The organism is Citrobacter rodentium NBRC 105723 = DSM 16636 (genome assembly GCF_021278985.1).
GTDB lineage: Bacteria > Pseudomonadota > Gammaproteobacteria > Enterobacterales > Enterobacteriaceae > Citrobacter_A > Citrobacter_A rodentium.
Window position 1 is genome coordinate 1,292,267 of sequence record NZ_CP082833.1, and the last position, 20,040, is coordinate 1,312,306.

Sequence of the window (20,040 nt, forward strand, 5' to 3'; positions counted from 1 at the left end):
GAAAATGTTTTAACTTTTAGAGAAAAATAAAAAAGCCCGGCATCGCGCCGGGCAACGTCGTTACTGATTACTCACTTAAGCGGGTTTCAACTGCCGAATCTTTTTCTCGCGGCGGATTTTGCGTTCTTCCAGCACCGCAACCATCGCCATCAGGCAGATACAGCCGATCGCGGCGGCATCCAGCGCGGCGAAGGTGCCTGCCCAGCCGGTCAGTCCGAATACCGGTGTGCCGTCGGCAATCATCCCCAGACCCAGCTTGGCGAAGCTGTCGCCAATCAGATACGCAAAGGTGCCCTTAATACCATCGGCGGCGCCGATCGCTTTTTTCGGGACGAAACCGACGGCCGCCACGCCGATCAGCAGCTGCGGACCAAACACCAGGAAGCCGAGCGCGAACAGCGACGCCAGATAAACATACTGGTTGCTGGCGTGCTGGTACACTCCCAGGGTGGCGATAATCAGCGCCAGCGCGATGCAGGCCACCAGCGCGCGGCGACCGTTGGCGAGGTCAGAGAGCCAGCCCCACAGTAACGTGCCGACCAGCGCGCCGACTTCAAACAGGGTAAAGCCCTGAATCGCCACCTCTTTAGAAAGCTTCAGCTCCTGGAAGGCATAGACGGTGGACCACTGGTCGATACCGATACGCACCACGTACAGGAAAATGTTCGAGAAGCAGAGCAGCCAGATCACTTTGTTTTTCAGCACGTACTCCACAAAGATCTGCCATTTGCTCATCTCGTTTTCTTCGGTCTCTTTGTCCTCTCCGCTGATCTCCTCACCGAACAGCTCTTCAGCTTTGCCGAGGCCGTAAGATTCAGGCGAATCGCTGCCGAAACGCAGGCCGATAAAACCCACAATCAGCGCAATGATCGACGGAAAGATAAACATGCCGATGACATGACCGTCGAACAGGTAGTTCGCGCCAAACAGCGCCACGCCAGCCGCGCCTGCGCCGCCGAGGTTATGCGAAATATTCCAGAAGCCGAGGAAGGTGCCGCGCTTGCGACGCGGCGTCCACTTGGTGATGGTGGAGTAGCTGCACGAGCCGCCGGTACTCTGGAAAAAGCCGCTCAGCGCGTAGAATGCGATCATCAAAAACAGGCTGACGGAACCGCTGCCCATGCTGGCGCTGAAACCGAGCATACAGATGGCGGAGAGGATCAGCATAAACGGCAGGAACTGCTTGGTGTTTTTACCGTCGGCGTAGTAAGAAACCAGCGTTTTCCCCACGCCGTAGGTGATGGAGAAGCCGAGGCCAATCATCCCCAGCTGCGTCATGCTCAGCCCGTAGGTGGAGATCATGTCGTTCTGGGCGATGTTAAAATTCTTGCGGATCAGGTACATGGTCAGGTAGCCGATAAAGACCACCAGGTAGGACTGCATGAACGGTTTGAACCACATCTTGCGCCGCACGTCGAGCGGCAGATCCAGGGTCGGCTTGCGCACCTGATTCAGAAAGGCCAGCATAGAACTCTCCCGAGCTAATTTTTTCCTGCGAATGGCAGGCATTGTAAAAATCAGCAGAGGAACTGGCCTGAGACAGCGTCCTGGCAAAACCGGGAAAATTTCTTAGTTTTGCCCTGATCGCCGTAAAAAAGTGAGCTGCATCACGTAACGCTGGCCGCCCGCGGCGCCTGGGCGTTGAGGAACGGCAGTAACAGCAGCGCAGAAATGCCCGCCGCGATGCTGATCACCACGAAGAATCCCGTCCAGTGCCAGATCTCCAGCACCTGCGCCAGCGGCCAACCGGAAAGCGACGCGCCGAGATAGGCAAACAGCCCGACAAAGCCGGTCGCCGCGCCCGCCGCCTCTTTGTGCGAGCATTCCGCCGCCGCCATGCCAATTAACATCTGCGGGCCGAACACGAAGAAGCCGGTAGTGAAAAAGCATGCCGCCTGCATCACATAGCTGGCGAACGGCATCAGCCACAAAGACCCTACTGAAAGTAAAATTCCGGCGGCGAAGATGAGGTTCATCGGCCCGCGGTTGCCGTTAAACAGTTTGTCCGAGCCCCAGCCCGCCACCAGCGCGCCAATAAATCCGCCCAGTTCAAACATCGTCACCGCCGTATTGGCGGTCACCAGATCGACTCCCAGCGTCTCCGACATATACAGATTGCCCCAGTCGTTGATCGCCGCGCGCACGATGTACACCAGCACATAACAGAGCGACAGCAGCCAGATGTAAGGATTGAGCAACACATAGCGGGTGAGGATCGCCTGGCGGTTGAGTCCGGCTCCCTCCTGCTGCTGGGCGATCTCCAGCGCATCGTGCCGCCAGTCACCCACCGGCGGCAATCCTACCGCCTGCGGCCTGTCGCGCAGACGCCAGCACAGCAGGATGCCGACGATAATCGCCAGCGTCCCGGCAATCATCATCCCGGCCCGCCAGCCATAGTGCAGGGCGGTCGCCGCCATCACCATGGGGATCAACGCCCCGCCGACGTTATGCGCGGTGTTCCAGATCGCCCACCAGCCGCCGCGTTCGTTACGCGAATACCAGGCGGTGAGCAGGCGGGCGCAGACCGGCGCGCCCCAGCCCTGGAAAAAGGCGTTCAGCGCCCACAGCAGCGCGAATGCCCACAGCGAGGTGGAGAAACCGAACAGGATATTTACCACGCCGGTAGCGATAAGCCCCAGCCCCATAAAATAGCCGGCGTTGGAACGGTCGCTGACAATGCCGGAAATAAACTTCGACAGGCCGTAAGTGATATAAAACAGCGTCGCCAACAGGCCGATGTCGCTGCGGGTCAGCACGCCGCTGACGAGGATCTCCGGCACCGCAGCGTTAAAGCTCTTACGGGTAAAATAGAACAGGGCGTACCCCAGCCAGATAGTCAGCAGAATATGCCGCCGCCAGTAGCGGTAGCGGGCATCAATGTCCTGCTTATCGGTCAGCAGCGGCGCGCTGGCCGGCGCTTTTAAAAACTGAAACATGCCGCTCCTTAGGCGTAACGTTGAGGCAACGAGACGCTGACGCGCGTGCCGTGAGTACAGGAAATGGTCAGCGAACCGCCAAGCGCCGTTACGCGCTCGCGCATACCGGTCAGACCAAATCCCTGCGCTCCCGGCCCCGGCGGCAGGCCGCTGCCGTCATCCTCAATCACCAGCATCAGCCGGTCATCCTGCCGCCAGCCCTGAAGCGTTACCGCGCTGGCGTTGGCGTGTTTGACAATATTGTTCAACCCTTCCTGACAGATCCTGAACAGCGTCACCCGCTGGCTCTCGCTCAGCGCCGCTTCGTCTATCCGCCAGTCGAGATGGCTGATAATGCCGCGGCTTTCCAGCTCCATTTCACGCAACAGCGAGCGAATCGCCTTCTCAAGGGTGAGATCGTCCAGCTGCCGCGGGCGCAGGCGGCCCAGTAACCGACGCACCGAATCATACACGCCGAGCGACAGCTGTTCGATAAGCTGTCCGCTCTGCTTCACGCCGCCGTTTTCCGCAGCCAGACGCTGCACAATGCCCGCCTGGGTACGGATGGCGGTAATCGTCTGGCCGATATCATCGTGCAGCTCGCGCGCCACGTCACGCCGCACGCTCTCTTCGGTTTCCAGCAGGCGTTCCGCCAGTCGGTGGTTGCGCGCCAGTTCGTTTTGCAGCGACTGGTTTAGCTCGCGCAGGCGCTGAATGCCCGCGCCAAGCAATAGCCCGGTCAGGCTTTGCGCCAGCAGAGAAAGCAGTAAATCCACGGGGTGATCGTGCCAGGTCTGGCTGACGATCAGCGCGATGGCGTTCATCAGGGTGGCAATCAGCGCCCCCTGCCAGCCGTAGTGCCAGGCCAGAGCAATGATCGGCAGCGCCAGACAGAACGGCGTGAAGCGGGAAAGCTCGGCGGGTAATCCCAGCTGGAGCCACAGGCTGACGGTGAACAGCAGCAGGTACCAGATCAGGTGCCGCCCGCGCCAGTTCACCGGCTGCGAAACCAGCGCCGGGCCAAGCGGCAGCCAGGTAGTGCTGGTCAGATAGTGCCAGAACACCAGACAAATCGGCGCCAGCGTTAATCCGCCAGTGAGCGTCAGCAGCAGCGCGTTCCACGCCTCCTCGCCCTGCCCCAGCCAGGGCAGCGACTGCAACAGCGCGGCGGCGGCGAGCGCGCCTCCCTGCAACAGCAAGGTCCGCCAGTCGCGCTGGTGACGATAGCGGGAGATTAACGCCACGGGCAGGAGCGTCAGCACGCTGCCGATGGCCAGTAACGGCAGATGCGCCAGCGCCACCTCCTGCGCCAGCCAGAAGATCAGCAGCCACTCCGCGCCCAGCAGTACCGGCCAGTAGCCGCGCGGACATTGCAGCATCATCCCCAGCCGCAGGCCGAACGGAAACAGCAGCACCGCCAGTTCAGGGCGTTCCACCAGATGCAGGCTGATGCTCCACAGGCAAAACCAGGCGGCGGAGAAGATGAAAAAGCAGGCGGCTACGGTGGTCAGCCGGGAGAAAAACGTGTTCATTGCCAGCCGTCAAACATCCTGCGCGCCAGTTCGACGTCATTGCTGACGCCCAGCTTTTCCATCAGATTCGCGCGGTGCACGTGCACCGTTTTCGGCGAAAGTCCCAGCACGGCGGCAATCTCTTTTACCGCCATGCCCTGAGCCAGCTTTTCCGCCACCTGGCGTTCGCGTCGGGTCAGCGGGTCCTGGCGTCCGGCCGCCAGCTTGATGGCGATATCCGGCGTCAGATAGCAGCCGCCGGTGGCGACCGTATGCACCGCGGCGATCAGCTCATCGGGGCTACAGCGTTTGGAGAGGAAGCCGCGCGCCCCGGCGTTCAGCGCCTGCTCCACCAGCGCCGGGCTGTCGTGTACCGAAAGCATGATGGTCGCCATGCCTTTCGGCAGCTGGCTTAACAACTCCAGCCCGGAAATGTCCGGCATGGAGATGTCGCAGATACACACCTGCACGCCCCGCCCCGGCAGACCCGCCAGCGCTTCGCGACCGGAACCGAATTCAGCCGCAACCTGCAAATCCGCCTCCAGCCCCAGCAGCTGCGCAAAGCCGGAGCGGACGATAAGATGATCGTCAATAAGGGCGATGGTGATCATGATTTTGTCCTGACGATGGGTCCTGCCGGATAGCAAAGGCGCTTACCTTAACCATAAGCGCCGTACCGTTCAAGCCTTGAGCATTTTATTCAAAGAACACGGCAATTTTGTTGAACATGGTGGGATCCGACTGATTGCGCACCACTTTAGCCACATCCTCCAGCTTGTCGATCTGCGCGATCATCTGCTCCAGACGCTGATCGTCATTAACCAGTAGCCAGATGCGGCTCTGGTCGCTGCCCTGAATCGGCAGGCAGAGAATGCCCTCGACGTTAAATGCGCGACGGGCGAATAGCCCGCAGACGTGGGTCATCACGCCAGGGTGGTTGCGGACGGTGAGTTCCAGAATGACGTTCTCATGTGATTGTTTCTGCATGGCTTATTCCCCCACCATCTCAGTATTTGCCGCGCCCGGCGGCACCATCGGATAAACTTTCTCTTCAGCATCAATGCGCACGTGGATCAGCGCCGGACCCGGACGGCTGATAATCGCCTGCAGTGCCGCCTGCGGATCGGCTTCATTGTTTAAATCACAGGTTTCCAGGCCAAATCCGGCGGCAATCTGCATAAAGTTAATCATCCCCGGATAGGTGGCGGCAAACACCCCCTGCTTGTAGAACAGGCTCTGCTGCTGATGCACCAGCCCCAGCGCTTCGTTGTTCATCAGGATGATTTTCACGTCCAGTTGGTTTTCACTGGCGGTCGCCATCTCCTGAATGTTCATCATCAGGCTGCCGTCGCCGGAGAAGCACAGCACTTTCTTGTCCGGGTTCGCCAGCGCCGCGCCAATCGCCGCTGGCAGGCCAAAGCCCATCGTGCCCAGCCCGCCGGAGGTCAGCCACTGGTGCGGACGGTTCAGCGGATACGCCTGCGCCGCCCACATCTGGTGCTGCCCCACGTCGGTGGTTATAATCGCGCTGTCGTCCACGCAGGCGGCCACCGCGTTAATCAGCCCGTAGTGGCTGAGCGGATCGCTCTCCTGCGGAATGGTACAGGGAAACTCGCGCTGCAAATCGCTCACCAGCTGATGCCACTCCGTGCGCGGCTGCGCCTCAATCTGCGGAATTAACTGCGCCAGCACCTCGTCCACGTCCGCCTGAATAGCCACGTGCGGCTGCTTGATTTTACCCAGCTCGGCGCGATCGATATCCACATGGATAATTTTGGCGTTCGGGCAGAACTGCTCGGTTTTGCCAATCGCCCGGTCATCAAAACGCGCCCCCAGCACCACCAGCAGATCGGCCTCCTGCAGGATATAGTTAGTGCTGCGCGCGCCGTGCATCCCCAGCATTCCCAGCGACAACGGATGCGCCTTCGGCAACATGCCCAGCGCCATCAGCGTCATGGTGGTCGGCAACTGCGCTTTTTCCGCCAGTTCGCGCACCCGCTCAGGCGCATTGATCACCCCGCCGCCGAGATACAGCACCGGACGCTTCGCCGCGTTAATCATTGCCGCCGCGTCGCGAACGTGCTGTTCGCTGAAGGCAGGCGCCGCCATTTTTTCCGCCGGAGCCGGGATCTCTTCTGGCTCGAATACCGCCGTTTGCACATCCTTAGGTATGTCTATCCACACCGGGCCAGGGCGTCCCGACTGAGCGAGACGAAAGGCGTCGCTCATCACCTGCGGAAGTTCGTCGATGTGTCTGACCAGATAGTTGTGTTTGGTGATGGGGATAGAGATGCCGTAGGTGTCCACTTCCTGGAAAGCGTCGGTGCCGATCATCGAGGCCGGAACCTGTCCGGTGATGCAGATCAGCGGAATGGAATCCAGACGCGCATCGGCAATAGCGGTGACCAGGTTAGTCGCGCCCGGCCCGCTACAGGCCATGCAAACCGCCGGTTTACCGTCGGTGCGCGCCATGCCCTGAGCAATAAATCCCGCCCCCTGCTCATGTCGCGCCAGGATATGGCGGATTTGCGTGCTCTGGCTTAAGGCGTCGTAGACGGGCAGGATCGACCCGCCGGGAATACCGGTAACGATCTGAATGCCCTGACGCTCCAGGAAATGAACGATAAATTCAGCGCCGGTAAAGCGCTTACGCGTGGATGCGGATGTTGTGCCCGAACTTGCCATGCTCCAGTCCTTTTCTTCTTGGCCGGGGCGCCGGGCAGGTCTCTAAACGAAAAACCCCGCCTGGTTTGCGCCGGCGGGGTTTTGGAATCGTGTGTTGTTCCGGACCCTACGGCGCATTGCCGACGACCACCACCACACGCACGACGACCGCTGCGCTGGATGGCGCAGTGTTTAGTAGGGTCGCAGTCAGCATGGAAGGGTTCATTAGGGACCTTGTCTGTTTAATCATTAACAGGATTTATACAAGCACAGCTTGTTAAGCGAGACAATGGAAAAATATTCATCTGTGCGAAAATGCGTCAACGATCACATTTCAGTAAGAAAAAGCGCCAGAAACAAAAAACCCCGCCGGAGCGAGGTTTTTCAGCGTAATGCGGTTGGTGGCCGCAAAGCACACTGTGTTATGTCAACAGCGAAAGTATACGCGTTCTGTGACGAACACGCAATTTCGGCGCGAATTTTGACGTTTTTGAGTATGGACCAGAAGTTTTCTTCTGTCCATAAATTACTGTTCATCCATACAGTGTTTATCTATAATGACGTTGTACACAGAGTGTCAGGTGGGGCCGCATCGTTACCCGGCGCAACTAAGTCCTGGCTGAAACGGGTGGTGCCGTCAGCGCCTTAACCCCCCCCGGTGAGCACACTGTGTTATGTCAACAAAGGTGCTGGCAACAGGCGGCGGAAAGGCACGTCAGCACCGTGCTCCTTTTACCAGAGGAGACGCGTATGAGCCTCGTGGATATTATTATTCTTATCCTGAAACTCATTGTTGCAGTGATGCAACTGCTTGATGCTGTTCTGAAATACTTTAAGTGATTCAGATTCAAGCCGCACCAAAGGGGAGCGGGCAACCGCTCCCCTTTCACATCTGGCAGATGCTTACGCCTGCGGGTTATGTTACGTTTTTATGACGTCCGCTAACGATGCCTGAATCATGACCCTTTCCGTTTTCTGCATTTTGCTGTTTGCCGCGCTGCTGCACGCCAGCTGGAACGCTATCGTCAAAGCAGGAAACAATAAGCTGTATGCGGCTATCAGCGTCAGCGGTTCTGCGGCGCTAATGGCGCTGATTTTCCTGCCGTTCGCGCCGCAGCCTTCCACTGCCAGCATCCCGTTTTTAGCCGCATCCACCGCGCTCCAGGTGATCTACACCGTGCTGGTCGCCCGAACCTACCAGGTTTCGGATATGAGCCAGACCTATCCGCTGATGCGCGGCACCGCGCCGCTGCTGGTGGCGATAATCAGCGTACTGTTCCTCGGCGACAGCCTGTCGTCAGTGGCATGGGCGGGCATCGCGGTGATCTGCCTGGCGATCCTCGGGATGGCTTTTAATGGTCGCGCCAGTTCGCAGCGCGGCATTGTGCTGGCACTGATTAACGCCTGCTTTATCGCCGGTTATACGCTGGTTGACGGCACCGGGGTCAGGGTGTCGGAAACCGCGCTGGGCTATACGCTGTGGACCTTTTTCCTCAACGGTTCATGTCTGCTGGGCTGGGCGATGGTGGCCCGGCGGCGTGAAGCGGCGCGCTATCTGGCGCAGCACTGGAAGAAAGGGATTTTCGGCGGCATTGGCACAATGGGCTCTTACGGACTGGCGCTGTGGGTAATGACCCAGGCGCCGCTGGCGGTGGTCGCCGCGCTGCGGGAAACTTCAATTCTGTTTGGCGCGCTGATCGCCTGGCTGCTGCTGAAAGAGCGGGTGGCGGGCCTGCGGCTGGTCGCCGCCGGTGGGATCGCTGCCGGGGCGATTCTGTTACGCCTGTCGTGAGGGCCGCTCTGCTTGCCGGATGGCGGCTACGCCTTATCCGGCCTACGGTTTGTGGTTTGTGGTTTGTGGTTTGTGGTTTGTGGTTTGTAATCCGTAGGCCCGGTAAGCGACAGCGCCACCGGGCATTTTGTCGGATGGCGGCTACGCCTTATCCAGCCTACGAATCACATTTTGCAGCCAGCGGATCGCCCATTGCAGTCCGGCAACATTTATTGCCGCTATTTGTTTACATTTCCTGCCGTTCCCCGCTTATACATTCCAGCCTGCAAACTGGCCTTCTGCTTTTTGTGTGGTAGATTTCACTCGAATTTGCGGCGTAATGCAGCACCTTATCCTTAATTTTCATCTTTTTTAAAAGTAATCAGCGAAATGAAAAGGCAGAGAAGCGTCAATTTGTTGTTGATGTTGGTATTACTTGTGGCTGTGGGTCAGATGGCGCAAACCATTTATATCCCCGCCATCGCCGATATGGCGCGCGACCTGAACGTTCGCGAAGGCGCGGTTCAGAGCGTGATGGCGGCCTATCTGCTGACCTACGGCGTGTCGCAACTGTTCTATGGCCCGCTGTCTGATCGCGTGGGTCGCCGCCCGGTGAGCCTCATCGGTATGACCGTTTTTATGCTTGCCACCCTCATCGCCATAACCACCCACAGCCTGACGGTATTGATTGCCGCCAGCGCGCTACAGGGAATGGGCACCGGCGTCGGCGGGGTGATGGCGCGTACCCTGCCGCGCGATCTGTATGAAGGCACACAGCTGCGCCACGCCAACAGCCTGCTGAATATGGGGATTCTGGTCAGCCCGCTGCTGGCGCCGCTGATTGGCGGGATGCTGGATACAATGTGGAACTGGCGCGCCTGTTACGCTTTTCTGCTCGTCCTCTGCGCGGGTGTCACCTTCAGCATGGCGCGCTGGATGCCGGAAACCCGCCCGGCTGATGCGCCGCGCACGCGGCTTATCGCCAGCTATAAGACCCTGTTTGGCAACGGCGCGTTTAACTGCTATCTGCTGATGCTAATCGGCGGTCTGGCCGGAATCGCGGTGTTTGAAGCCTGTTCCGGGGTGCTGATGGGCGCAGTGTTAGGCTTAAGCAGTATGGTGGTCAGTATCCTGTTTATTCTGCCTATTCCGGCGGCCTTTTTCGGCGCGTGGTTTGCCGGTCGGCCAAACAAGCGTTTCGCCACGCTGATGTGGCAGTCGGTGATGAGCTGTCTGCTGGCGGGGCTGATGATGTGGATCCCCGGCTGGTTCGGGGTGATGAACGTCTGGACGCTGCTGATCCCCGCCGCGCTGTTTTTCTTCGGCGCCGGGATGCTGTTCCCGCTGGCGACCAGCGGCGCGATGGAGCCGTTTCCGTTCCTCGCCGGTACGGCGGGCGCGCTGGTCGGCGGCCTGCAAAACATCGGTTCCGGGGTGCTTGCCTGGCTTTCGGCGATGCTGCCACAGACCGGTCAGGGTAGCCTCGGTCTTTTAATGACCCTGATGGGGCTGCTGATTTTACTCTGCTGGCTGCCGCTGGCGGCGCGCGTGTCGCATCAGGGACAGGCAATTTAACCCAGGCATGGCCGGATTTACCGTCCGGCCTGTTCGTGCAGCCAGCCGATAAACGCCTCGATTTTCGGCCACTGCCTGCCGGGCAATGTCGTCATGTAGTAATGCTGATGGCAGGTTAACGTCATCTCACCGAACGGGGCCACCAGTTCGCCGCTCTCCAGACGTTTCTGCACCAGCCGCTTCCGCCCCATCGCCACGCCAATATGATTCATCGCGGCAATGACCGCTAAATCAGAGCGATCGAAACCAATTCCCGACGATTGCGGCAAAGTCACCTCAAAATGCCGCGCCCAGCTGAACCACTCATCGGTTCCCGAATCATTGCTCCACGCCTGGCGATCGTGCAGTAGCGTACAGTGACGCAGGCTGGCCAACCGCCCGTCTAACCCGAAGCGACGCGCGTAGTCCGGCGTGCATACCGGCAGAATGGCCTCATCCATCAAAAAATGGTGAGTCAACTGCGCCGACGGCCCATCGTCGAAGTAGATCGCCAGATCGACCCCGGCTCGCTGTAGGTTAACGTTGTCGTTTCCGGTGAGGATCGTCAGAGAAATAGCGGGGTAGCGGCGGGTAAAATCACCCAGCGCGGGCACCAGCCAGCATTGCGCAATCGACGGTCGCGAATAGACGGTCAGGGTGCCGGACAGCTCCTGATTTTTGATATCGAGAATTTCCTGGTTCAGCGTATCCAGCGATGTCTTTAGCGCCCAGAACACCCGCTTGCCTTCATGGGTCAGCTCAACTTTACGGTGCGACCGCACAAACAGCTGAATGCCCAGCTCCTCTTCAAGTTGGTTAATACGATGGCTGATGGCGCCCGGCGTAAGAGAGAGTTCCTCAGCCGCCATCGCGAACGATTGATGCCGGGCCGCCACTTCGAAAGTGTAGAGTTTAGAGAGCTGCCAGCCGTTCAGTAGCCGGTTACGTCCCTCGCGAACGGGTTCCATTGTTGCCTCGGTAGTACAGAAAGTCATTGGTAAAGTGTAAAAAATCGAGCGCAAAAATTCAGCAATAAGATGAGCCATAGTGAATCACCTCGCAAATAAGCACCTTTTTTCGACCTGTATCACCTGTTTGATTCAATCTGATTCATGTGAAGGCATATTTATATCGTTTGTCAGCACGCGCTGTTTTTTTATCCAATGGAGGGAGATAAATCACAGGGCAAGGTGAGATATGCACTCTCAAATCTGGGTTGTGAGCACGCTGCTGGTAAGCATCGTGTTAATTGTATTGACCATCGTGAAATTCAAATTCCACCCGTTTCTGGCGCTGCTGCTCGCCAGCTTCTTCGTGGGGATCATGATGGGTATGGGACCGCTGGACATGGTCAATGCCGTTGAAAACGGTATTGGCAGTACGCTGGGCTTCCTGGCTGCGGTTATCGGCCTGGGCACCATTCTCGGCAAAATGATGGAGGTTTCCGGCGCGGCGGAGCGAATCGGGCTGACACTCCAGCGCTGCCGCTGGCTCTCTGCCGACGTCATTATGGTGCTGGTGGGGTTAATCTGCGGGATCACGCTGTTTGTGGAAGTGGGCGTGGTACTGCTTATTCCGCTGGGGTTCTCTATTGCGAAAAAAACCAATACTTCGCTGCTTAAGCTCGCCATCCCTCTCTGTACCGCGCTGATGGCCGTCCACTGTGTGGTGCCGCCGCATCCGGCGGCGCTGTTTGTCGCGAATAAACTGGGCGCGGATATAGGTTCGGTGATCGTTTACGGACTGCTGGTCGGGCTGATGGCATCGCTGATCGGCGGACCGCTTTTCCTCAAGTTTCTCGGCAACCGCCTGCCGTTTAAGGCAGTACCGGCCGAGTTCGCCGACCTTAAGGTGCGTGAAGAAAGCACGCTGCCATCTTTAGGCGCAACGCTGTTTACCATTCTGCTGCCCATTGGCCTGATGCTGGTAAAAACCGTCGCTGAGCTGAATATGACCAAAGGCAGTACCCTCTATACGCTACTGGAGTTTATCGGCAACCCGATCACCGCTATGTTCATCGCCGTCTTCGTAGCCTATTACATCCTCGGCCTGCGCCAGCAGATGAGCATGGGTGAGATGCTGACCCATACCGAAAACGGCTTTGGTTCGATTGCCAATATCCTGCTGATTATCGGCGCAGGCGGCGCGTTCAATGCGATCCTCAAAAGCAGCGGACTGGCGGATACGCTGGCGGTGCTCCTCTCGAACATGGATATGCACCCAATTCTGCTGGCCTGGCTGGTGGCGCTGATTCTTCACGCGGCGGTCGGTTCCGCCACCGTGGCGATGATGGGCGCAACGGCGATTGTCGCCCCGATGCTGCCGCTCTATCCCGGCGTCAGCCCGGAGATCATCGCCATTGCCATCGGTTCTGGCGCGATTGGCTGCACGATCGTCACCGATTCCCTCTTCTGGCTGGTGAAGCAGTACTGCGGCGCAACGCTGAATGAAACGTTCAAATACTATACGACCGCGACATTTATCGCCTCGGTCATTGCGCTGGCCTGCACATTCCTGCTTTCCTTTATCATCTGAATGCAAAGAGACGTACTATGGAAAACATTCAACAACTCATTACCCGTTATCCTCTGGTAGAGGATCTGGTGGAGCTGAAAGAAACCACCTGGTTTAACCCTGCCACGACTTCTCTTGCGGAAGGTTTACCTTACGTTGGATTAACGGAAGCCGACGTTAAAGGCGCGCACGCCCGGCTGGCCCGCTTTGCGCCGTATCTTGCTAAAGCCTTCCCGGAAACCGCCGTCAGCGGGGGGATTATCGAGTCTGACGTAGTGGCGATTCCGGCGATGCAGCTGCGGCTGGAAAAAGAGTATGGTCAGGCCATCAACGGCGAGATCCTGCTGAAAAAAGATAGTCATCTGCCAATCTCCGGTTCCATTAAAGCCCGCGGCGGTATTTATGAAGTGCTGACCCATGCGGAAAAACTGGCGCTGGAGGCCGGTCTGTTGACCACAGAAGACGACTACAGCGTACTTCTCAACCCGGAGTTCAAAGCTTTCTTCAGCCAGTACAGCATCGCGGTGGGATCAACGGGCAATCTTGGACTGTCGATCGGCATCATGAGCGCCCGCATCGGCTTTAAGGTGACGGTGCATATGTCCGCCGACGCCCGCGCGTGGAAAAAGGCCAGACTGCGCAGCCACGGCGTTACCGTGGTTGAGTATGAAGAAGATTACGGCGTGGCGGTGGAACAGGGGCGCAAGGCGGCGGAGTCCGACCCGAACTGCTTCTTTATTGACGATGAAAACTCGCGCACCCTGTTTTTAGGCTATGCGGTGGCCGGGCAGCGTCTGAAGGCACAGTTTGAAAAACAGGGGCGCGTGGTCGACGCAGATCGCCCGCTGTTTGTCTATCTGCCGTGCGGCGTGGGCGGCGGCCCGGGCGGGGTGGCGTTTGGTCTCAAGCTGGCCTTCGGCGACAACGTTCACTGCTTTTTCGCCGAGCCGACCCATTCGCCGTGTATGCTGCTTGGCGTGTATACCGGCCTGCATGATGCCATCTCCGTACAGGACATTGGCATCGATAACCTGACGGCGGCCGACGGGCTGGCCGTGGGGCGCGCATCGGGCTTCGTTGGCCGGGCGATGGAGCGCCTGCTGGATGGCCTGTACACCCTTGACGATCGGACGATGTACGACATGCTGGGCTGGCTGGCGCAGGAGGAAAATATCCGTCTGGAACCGTCGGCGCTGGCGGGAATGGCCGGACCGCAACGCGTCTGCGCCTCAGCGGACTACCTGCGGATGCATGGCTTCACGCCGTCGCAGCTCGGTAACGCGACGCATCTGGTCTGGGCAACCGGCGGCGGCATGGTGCCGGAAGCAGAAATGGAACAATACCTCGCGAAAGGGCGTTAATTTCACGCCGAAACATGCCGGATGGCGCTGCGCTTATCCGGCCTGCTTTTCCTCTACCGCAGCATAGCCATCAGCTCCATCGGCGAGCGATGCTGTTTGAGCAGATCGCGCATCACCCGCATATGGGGCGCGGTATGGACAAAAAAGGCCTGATATCCCGCGCATAACCGGCTTATTCCTGCTGCATCCCGATGTTTAGGGCAGTCGCCATGACAGAACTTCCGCCAGGCGCAGCTTTGACAGGCCGCATTAAGGGTGGTTTTTTTACGCTGGCCAAACGCCTTCGCCTGCGGGCTGGCGTTCAGTTCTCGCAACGGCGTGCGATGAATATTGCCCAGCAGGTGTTGCGGATAGACATAATGGTCGCACTGATAGAGATCGCCGTTCGCTTCCAGCGCAAACGCGTGACCGCAGGTTTCGCTTAACACGCACGTCTGCGACGGATAGCCGCACCATACGCCGAGGGTCGAATCGAAAAGCTGGATATAGACGCGACCAATATCTTCCCGCACCCACAGATCGAATACCCGACTCAGAAACGCGCCCCACGCCTGCGGCTGTACCGACCCGGCGGTCAGCGCGCCGTTCTCGTCATGCTCCACCAGCGGAATAAATTGCAGAAACGGCGTACCCAGCTGGCGGAGGTAACGGTACATCTGCTCCGGCTGCTGGCTGTTCAGGCGATTGATCACCACCAGCAGGTTGAACTCTACGCGATGCGCGACCAGTTTCTTCAGCGCGTTGATGACCTTATGATGGGTTGGTTTTCCGCTTCGGCTGACGCGATACGCGTCGTGAAACTCAGCCGGACCATCCAGCGATAGCCCCACCAGCCAGCCGTTATCGCGCAGAAAACGGCACCAGTCGTCGTTGAGTAAAATACCGTTAGTCTGGAAGGTGTTGTGGATCTGTTTCCCTTTGCCATACTGCTTTTGTAATGTCACCACGCGCTGGAAAAATTCCAGCCCGCACAGCGTCGGTTCTCCCCCCTGCCAGGCAAACAGCACTTCCGGCCCCGGCTGCGCGGCAATATGTTGCTGAATAAATGCCGTAAGCGTGGCGTCATCCATGACCGGTTGAGTGGGTTTATCAATATAAAAACAGTAACGACAATCCAGGTTACAACGTGAGCTGGCCGGCTTGACCATGACCTGACATCCTGTCATACGAGATTCCTGACAAATACGATAAGTTGGCGAATGTGCGTAACAGCAAACAGTATTGCGAGCGATAACACCGCGAGGGAGATCATAAATTTGTCACGAACCACGCGAGTTTGTGAAAAATCTGAGTGCGTTACGTCCATCAGGTTACGACTGAGGGTATAGCGCCAGAGAATGATCGCCACCACAGCCAGCACCGCAAGAGAGACCCAGAACAGGAATCCGGCCTGGTGCCAGTTATGTTTTACCGCCAGCGCCATCAGCGCGCCATAACCCAGCAGAGTGCGAAACCAGGCCAGCGACGTGCGCTCGGGTTGCAGTCCGGGATCGGCAATGCGCCGCGCTTTCCGGCTATCCGGCATACAGCACCAGCGTCATCACAATCACCGCCACGATCATCAAAATCAGACTGACAATCAGCAGGCTGTGGGTATAGGGTAAATCTTCCTTCAGGCGCATGGCCTTTTCGTTGCGCAGCCAGCGCAGATAGCCATAAATCGCCAGCCCGCCCGAAAACAGGCACAGCAGCAGCGCCAGCAGTTCACGAATGACCGGCGTGGCGAACTCCGGCGCGAGCTGGTCAAGGCCCACGCCCGCCGCCAGAAAACCCAGCGCGGTGCGGATCCAGGCTAAAAAAGTGCGCTCGTTTGCCAGCGAGAAGCGGTAGTCCGGCGCTTCTCCGAGGCGGGAAATTTTCATCAGGACTCCTTTGCATCAGGTTTCAATAGCCGGGTTCTTTTCATTTTAGGAATTTCGATTGCCATATCAGTGATACGCTTGTGCCGTTACACAAGGAGGTCGAATGGAAATCATATCGCAAAATAAAACCAGCGCCGCGGGAATGCTGTTTGGCGCCGTTGCGCTCATTATCACTCTTTTTCACTTCTCTTTTGGTCCGTTTACTCCTCCGCGCCCGCGCCTGGAGAATGTCATTGCAGAACAGGTATCCGCCGTTAAAAAAGGCATTATTGCCGGGCTTAATGGTGAAACCCTGCCAGCCGCGGCAAATGAACGCGCTGCGGATATGGATAAAATTATGCATGGTACGGAGGTTGCGCTCGCCATCATCGCGCTTATCTGCGCTTTCATCGGCGGTATGCGTAAAGAAAGTCTGTGGAGCGTCAGAGGCGCGCTCATCTTCGGCGGCGGTACGCTCGCCTTCCATGCGTTGTTGTTTGGTCTGGCAATATTCTGCGTAATTGTACTGTTTCTCGTGGTTTGTTCCTGGCTCAGCGGCGGCTCACTTTTTTAACGATCCAGCCGGATAATCCGGCCTGCCGGGGCGACCCCATTCAGGCCGGGCAAGCGAACAGTGTAGTCAGAACTTCTGCTTTTTCTCCTCCACTTTCACCCCCTGAGTGGGTAAACCGGTATCGTAATCACGCACCACAGGTGAATAGCCATCTTCAGGACGTGGCCGGAAAGCGCCCATCCAGCGCGGCTGCGCCTCTTTTCGCCACGGGCGCAGGCTCCACTGGTAGGTGCGGAACGGGTCGCGGATTTTATCCATATAATCCAGTAGCGCATCGTGCATCGTGTTGCGAACGTCGGCGAATCCAGGCGCATCAATCAGGTTATTCAGCTCATCCGGATCGTTACGCCGGTCATACAGTTCATCGCTGGTGAACAGATTGAGCACCAGTTTATACTCCTCCGTCACCCAGCAGCGCACCGGAATAAACCCGCCAAAGCTGTCGTGTTCAATCTCATAACGGTTGAATTCTACCATCACGCCGCGCGGCGAATCCGCCGCCAGAATATTTCCACCCGGCAAAATAGCCGGTTTGTCTATCCCGGCCAGCGCCATCATGGTAGGCAGCAAATCAATATGGCTGACCGGCGTATCCACCTGACGATGCTCCCCCTGCGGCGGACGGATAATCAAAGGAATGCGGGTAATGTCATCGTACATCGCCGCGCCTTTACTGATCAGCCGATGCGCGCCCATCATCTCGCCGTGATCGGAGGTGTAAATCACCCAGGTATTCGCCTGCTGCTCCGGCGTCAGGGCGTTGATCACCCGGCCAATCTGGTCATCAACAAAGTCGTTGCAGGCAAAATAGAGCGGATGGTGATAGCGCCCGTCATCGCCCACCGGCGACGGCATCGCCTGCGACCACAGGCGGTGATGTTCAGGTTTATTCGCCAGCGTATCGCGCGCTTTCGCCCCAAGATCGTAATAGAAATCCTGATACTTCTGTAAATACTCTACCGGACAGGTAAACGGATGGTGCGGCTCATCATAGGAGACAACCATCAGGAAGGGCTGGTCAGCGCGTGCAGGCTGATGAAGAAAATCCACCGCCCGGTTGCTGATACGGTGCGCCCAGGTGAAGGTTTCATCAATATTATTAGCCTGTAAATCTTCGATACTGTTCAGTCCGTTACGCCACAAACCAATCTCTTCTTCCGTCAGCTCCGCCAGATAATTAGCGCCATCGTACCAGTAATCGGCATCCCATTCGGAAGGGCAGACGCCTGTACCAAAATAGTCATGCCCGTCGAGGTGCCACTTCCCGATATAGCAGGTGTGATAACCGGCATCCTTAAAGTAGCGCCCCATGGTGGAGATGTTCTTTCCCGGCGCAACGTTATTGGTCCACGGACCGGACTGGTTTGCGTAGATGCCGGTAAACAATCCCGCGCGGGCAGGCGTACACACCGGCGAGCAGGTGTAGGCGGAATTAAAGCGGATGCCTTCGGCGGCAAGACGATCAATATTATTGGTATTCAGCGGCTTACCGCTGTAGCAACCCACCATATTGGTCGCCTGGGTATCGGTCATAATGAACAGAAAATTAGGCCGGGTCATAGGTTATCCTTAGCGTCGGAAAGACAGTTCGCGCCAGCAGAACGGCGGGCCTGCCAGCTGCTGTAAAACAGATAAAGCACCACTCCCGCCGTAACGGTGTAGCAGAAAACGGTGAGCCACCGCGTGGAGTAGCCGCCAAATTGCGCGAGGCCGGCATAGACGCCAATCATGGCGAACAGGATGCCAACGGAGGCGATCTTGGCGTTTTTCCACGGCTGCATATCCACGGCAAACGCATCCTGGAATTTAAATGGCGTAGCGCGCGGCTTTATCAGGCCGATAATAAGCATCACCACCACGTTGAGACAGAAGGTGCAGGCCAGGACATAGAGGAAGTGAAAGTCGAACTTCACCAGGTAGTTGATGGTGATGTAGCTGACAATTCCCAGCGCCATCGCCACCTTTGCCGCCTGCGCGGGAATGCGCGGGAAGAAAAAGCCCATGATGATAATGGTCACCAGCGGTACGTTGTAGATACCGTTAAGCTGTTTCATCCAGCTATAAAGCCCTTCCGGCGCGTTGGCGATCCACGGCGCCACCAGCACGGAAATAATCGCAATAAAGAAACCAAATTTACGCCCGACGCGCACTAACTGCTCCGGTTTGGCATCCTGGTTAATAATGCGCTGGTAGATCCCCATGCTGAATAAGGTGCTGGCGCTGTTAAGAAAGCCGTTGAAAGTGCTGATAACTGCGCCAAATAACACCGCGCCAAAGAATCCGACCAGCGGAACCGGCAGGACGTTATTGACCAGCGTCGGATAAGCCATATCCGCTTTCGGCAAATCCTGATACAGATGAAAGGCAATCAGCCCCGGCAATACCAGAACCAGCGGGGCGAGCATTTTCAGCACGGCGGTTAATAACGCCCCCTTTTGCCCTTCCGCCAGGCTCTTCGAAGCCAGCGTGCGCTGGACAATGCCCTGATTAGTACACCAGTAGAAGGTATTCACCAGAATCAGGCCGGTAAACGCCGCGCCGATGGGCAGTGGATCGTTCGCGCCGCCGATGGAGTTGAGTTTCTCCGCGTGTACGGTGGTGAGCTGTTCGATGCCCTGTAAAAAGCTACCTTTTCCCATCGCTATCAAACCAAATACCGGCACCAGCAGGCCGCCAATCACCAGGCCGATGCCGTTAATCGAATCCGCTACCGCCATAGCCCGCAGTCCGCCGATTACCGCATAAAGTATCCCCGCCAGCCCCAGCAAAATCACCAGCAGCCAGATCGCCGCGCCGTGGGAAATGTGCAGCGATTCGCTGATATGAAACAGGCTGTTTAGCGCCAGCGCGCCGGAATAGAGCACGATCGGCAGAAAGCAGACGCCGGTTGCGATCAGGAAACAGAAATCGATAATAATGCGCGTGGTTTTGTCATAGCGTTCTTCGAGAAAGTCGGGAATGGTGGCGATACCGCGCTGCAGATAGCGCGGCAGGAAAATCAGCGCCAGGAAGATTAAAGTGACGGCGGAGGTCACTTCCCAGCCCATCACCGACATCCCGCTTTTGTAAGCCTGCCCGGAAAGGCCCACCAGCTGTTCGGTGGAGAGGTTGGTCAACATCAGCGACGCGGCGATTACCGGCGCCTTCAGCGAACGTCCTGCCAGAAAATACCCTTGTTGCGATCCGGTATCCGTTTTGCGTACCTTCCACCAGGTGATCGCCGCCACCAATAGCGTAAAGCCGACAAAGCTCATAATTTGTAGCGTATTCATCTCTTAGCCCTTTTATTGTTTATGTCCCGGCGGCCTCAGAGTCAGGAAGAGGTATTACATGCC

Annotated in this window: 19 protein-coding genes; 6 read left to right on the top strand and 13 right to left on the bottom strand. The window is 57.6% G+C overall.

The genetic code is table 11. The features are described from left to right. Positions 1-75: 75 nt before the first annotated feature. From uhpT to ivbL, 7 genes are all read right to left on the bottom strand, one after another. Entirely contained in the window at positions 76-1,467 is a 1,392-nt protein-coding gene (gene uhpT / locus K7R23_RS06095; RefSeq protein WP_012908036.1) for a hexose-6-phosphate:phosphate antiporter, read from the bottom strand. A gap of 140 nt (positions 1,468-1,607) precedes the next feature. Beyond that, a complete protein-coding gene (uhpC, locus tag K7R23_RS06100; RefSeq protein WP_012908035.1) occupies positions 1,608-2,936 on the bottom strand; it encodes an MFS transporter in 1,329 nt (442 codons plus the stop codon). An 8-nt stretch (positions 2,937-2,944) separates the two neighbouring features. Continuing rightward, positions 2,945-4,447: a signal transduction histidine-protein kinase/phosphatase UhpB gene (gene uhpB, locus K7R23_RS06105; RefSeq protein WP_012908034.1), complete on the bottom strand. Its 1,503-nt coding sequence runs from the start codon at positions 4,445-4,447 to the stop codon at positions 2,945-2,947. Then, entirely contained in the window at positions 4,444-5,037 is a 594-nt protein-coding gene (uhpA, locus tag K7R23_RS06110; RefSeq protein ID WP_012908033.1) for a response regulator transcription factor UhpA, read from the bottom strand. The genes uhpB and uhpA overlap by 4 nt, the downstream gene beginning before the upstream one ends. 85 nt (positions 5,038-5,122) lie before the next feature. After that, on the bottom strand, positions 5,123-5,413 hold the full coding sequence (gene ilvN / locus K7R23_RS06115; protein ID WP_012908032.1) for an acetolactate synthase small subunit: 291 nt from the start codon (positions 5,411-5,413) through the stop codon (positions 5,123-5,125). A gap of 3 nt (positions 5,414-5,416) precedes the next feature. Then, positions 5,417-7,111, bottom strand: coding sequence for an acetolactate synthase large subunit (gene ilvB / locus K7R23_RS06120; protein ID WP_012908031.1), 1,695 nt, complete (start codon positions 7,109-7,111; stop codon positions 5,417-5,419). Positions 7,112-7,217: 106 nt separating this feature from the next. Then, the gene (gene ivbL, locus K7R23_RS06125) at positions 7,218-7,316 is read right to left on the bottom strand and encodes an ilvB operon leader peptide IvbL (protein WP_012908030.1); all 99 of its coding nucleotides are present in this window, start codon (positions 7,314-7,316) and stop codon (positions 7,218-7,220) included. 524 nt (positions 7,317-7,840) lie between these two features. Here ivbL and tisB point away from each other — a divergent pair. From tisB to emrD, 3 genes are all read left to right on the top strand, one after another. Then, on the top strand, positions 7,841-7,930 hold the full coding sequence (gene tisB / locus K7R23_RS06130; protein WP_012908028.1) for a type I toxin-antitoxin system toxin TisB: 90 nt from the start codon (positions 7,841-7,843) through the stop codon (positions 7,928-7,930). A gap of 118 nt (positions 7,931-8,048) precedes the next feature. Beyond that, on the top strand, positions 8,049-8,882 hold the full coding sequence (locus tag K7R23_RS06135) for a DMT family transporter (RefSeq protein ID WP_012908027.1): 834 nt from the start codon (positions 8,049-8,051) through the stop codon (positions 8,880-8,882). Positions 8,883-9,251: 369 nt separating this feature from the next. Further along, complete coding sequence (gene emrD, locus K7R23_RS06140; protein ID WP_012908026.1) at positions 9,252-10,436, top strand: multidrug efflux MFS transporter EmrD; 1,185 nt, start codon at positions 9,252-9,254, stop codon at positions 10,434-10,436. Between the two features lie 17 nt (positions 10,437-10,453). On the opposite strand, the gene dsdC is transcribed toward emrD, so the two are convergent. Beyond that, positions 10,454-11,383, bottom strand: a complete 930-nt coding sequence (dsdC, locus tag K7R23_RS06145) for a DNA-binding transcriptional regulator DsdC (RefSeq protein ID WP_012908025.1) — start codon at positions 11,381-11,383, stop codon at positions 10,454-10,456. Positions 11,384-11,612: 229 nt separating this feature from the next. Between dsdC and dsdX the strand changes: the two genes are divergently transcribed. Both dsdX and dsdA read left to right on the top strand, forming a co-directional pair. After that, positions 11,613-12,950, top strand: a complete 1,338-nt coding sequence (gene dsdX, locus K7R23_RS06150) for a D-serine transporter DsdX (RefSeq protein WP_012908024.1) — start codon at positions 11,613-11,615, stop codon at positions 12,948-12,950. A 17-nt stretch (positions 12,951-12,967) separates the two neighbouring features. After that, a complete protein-coding gene (dsdA, locus tag K7R23_RS06155; RefSeq protein ID WP_012908023.1) occupies positions 12,968-14,290 on the top strand; it encodes a D-serine ammonia-lyase in 1,323 nt (440 codons plus the stop codon). Between the two features lie 53 nt (positions 14,291-14,343). Here dsdA and K7R23_RS06160 read toward each other — a convergent pair whose 3' ends face one another. Genes K7R23_RS06160 through K7R23_RS06170 form a run of 3 tightly spaced genes read right to left on the bottom strand, consistent with a single transcriptional unit; the run spans position 14,344 to position 16,152 of the window. Further along, complete coding sequence (locus K7R23_RS06160) at positions 14,344-15,456, bottom strand: anaerobic sulfatase maturase (RefSeq protein ID WP_012908022.1); 1,113 nt, start codon at positions 15,454-15,456, stop codon at positions 14,344-14,346. Further along, positions 15,453-15,815: a DUF202 domain-containing protein gene (locus tag K7R23_RS06165; protein WP_012908021.1), complete on the bottom strand. Its 363-nt coding sequence runs from the start codon at positions 15,813-15,815 to the stop codon at positions 15,453-15,455. The genes K7R23_RS06160 and K7R23_RS06165 overlap by 4 nt, the downstream gene beginning before the upstream one ends. Continuing rightward, positions 15,805-16,152: a YidH family protein gene (locus K7R23_RS06170; protein ID WP_012908020.1), complete on the bottom strand. Its 348-nt coding sequence runs from the start codon at positions 16,150-16,152 to the stop codon at positions 15,805-15,807. Before K7R23_RS06170 ends, K7R23_RS06165 begins: the two co-directional genes overlap by 11 nt. Before the next feature lie 103 nt (positions 16,153-16,255). On the opposite strand from K7R23_RS06170, the gene K7R23_RS06175 reads away from it, so the two are divergent. Next, positions 16,256-16,705, top strand: a complete 450-nt coding sequence (locus K7R23_RS06175; protein WP_012908019.1) for a hypothetical protein — start codon at positions 16,256-16,258, stop codon at positions 16,703-16,705. A gap of 66 nt (positions 16,706-16,771) precedes the next feature. Here the strand turns inward: K7R23_RS06175 and K7R23_RS06180 are convergent, their stop codons facing one another. Together K7R23_RS06180 and K7R23_RS06185 are read right to left on the bottom strand one after the other, a co-directional pair. After that, positions 16,772-18,265, bottom strand: a complete 1,494-nt coding sequence (locus K7R23_RS06180) for a sulfatase-like hydrolase/transferase (protein ID WP_012908018.1) — start codon at positions 18,263-18,265, stop codon at positions 16,772-16,774. Then, a complete protein-coding gene (locus K7R23_RS06185) occupies positions 18,262-19,977 on the bottom strand; it encodes a solute:sodium symporter family transporter (protein WP_012908017.1) in 1,716 nt (571 codons plus the stop codon). Before K7R23_RS06185 ends, K7R23_RS06180 begins: the two co-directional genes overlap by 4 nt. Positions 19,978-20,040 lie beyond the last annotated feature (63 nt).

Bases quoted from the DNA above. Each gene is read 5' to 3' on its own strand.
- uhpB (WP_012908034.1), bottom strand. From the start codon at position 4,447: ATGAACACGTTTTTCTCCCGGCTGACCACCGTAGCCGCCTGCTTTTTC.
- K7R23_RS06160 (WP_012908022.1), bottom strand. From the start codon at position 15,456: ATGACAGGATGTCAGGTCATGGTCAAGCCGGCCAGCTCACGTTGTAAC.
- tisB (WP_012908028.1), top strand. From the start codon at position 7,841: ATGAGCCTCGTGGATATTATTATTCTTATCCTGAAACTCATTGTTGCA.
- ilvN (WP_012908032.1), bottom strand. From the start codon at position 5,413: ATGCAGAAACAATCACATGAGAACGTCATTCTGGAACTCACCGTCCGC.
- K7R23_RS06170 (WP_012908020.1), bottom strand. From the start codon at position 16,152: ATGAAAATTTCCCGCCTCGGAGAAGCGCCGGACTACCGCTTCTCGCTG.
- ilvB (WP_012908031.1), bottom strand. From the start codon at position 7,111: ATGGCAAGTTCGGGCACAACATCCGCATCCACGCGTAAGCGCTTTACC.
- dsdA (WP_012908023.1), top strand. From the start codon at position 12,968: ATGGAAAACATTCAACAACTCATTACCCGTTATCCTCTGGTAGAGGAT.
- dsdX (WP_012908024.1), top strand. From the start codon at position 11,613: ATGCACTCTCAAATCTGGGTTGTGAGCACGCTGCTGGTAAGCATCGTG.
- K7R23_RS06180 (WP_012908018.1), bottom strand. From the start codon at position 18,265: ATGACCCGGCCTAATTTTCTGTTCATTATGACCGATACCCAGGCGACC.
- K7R23_RS06185 (WP_012908017.1), bottom strand. From the start codon at position 19,977: ATGAATACGCTACAAATTATGAGCTTTGTCGGCTTTACGCTATTGGTG.
- uhpT (WP_012908036.1), bottom strand. From the start codon at position 1,467: ATGCTGGCCTTTCTGAATCAGGTGCGCAAGCCGACCCTGGATCTGCCG.
- emrD (WP_012908026.1), top strand. From the start codon at position 9,252: ATGAAAAGGCAGAGAAGCGTCAATTTGTTGTTGATGTTGGTATTACTT.
- K7R23_RS06165 (WP_012908021.1), bottom strand. From the start codon at position 15,815: ATGCCGGATAGCCGGAAAGCGCGGCGCATTGCCGATCCCGGACTGCAA.
- ivbL (WP_012908030.1), bottom strand. From the start codon at position 7,316: ATGAACCCTTCCATGCTGACTGCGACCCTACTAAACACTGCGCCATCC.
- uhpA (WP_012908033.1), bottom strand. From the start codon at position 5,037: ATGATCACCATCGCCCTTATTGACGATCATCTTATCGTCCGCTCCGGC.
- dsdC (WP_012908025.1), bottom strand. From the start codon at position 11,383: ATGGAACCCGTTCGCGAGGGACGTAACCGGCTACTGAACGGCTGGCAG.
- K7R23_RS06175 (WP_012908019.1), top strand. From the start codon at position 16,256: ATGGAAATCATATCGCAAAATAAAACCAGCGCCGCGGGAATGCTGTTT.
- uhpC (WP_012908035.1), bottom strand. From the start codon at position 2,936: ATGTTTCAGTTTTTAAAAGCGCCGGCCAGCGCGCCGCTGCTGACCGAT.
- K7R23_RS06135 (WP_012908027.1), top strand. From the start codon at position 8,049: ATGACCCTTTCCGTTTTCTGCATTTTGCTGTTTGCCGCGCTGCTGCAC.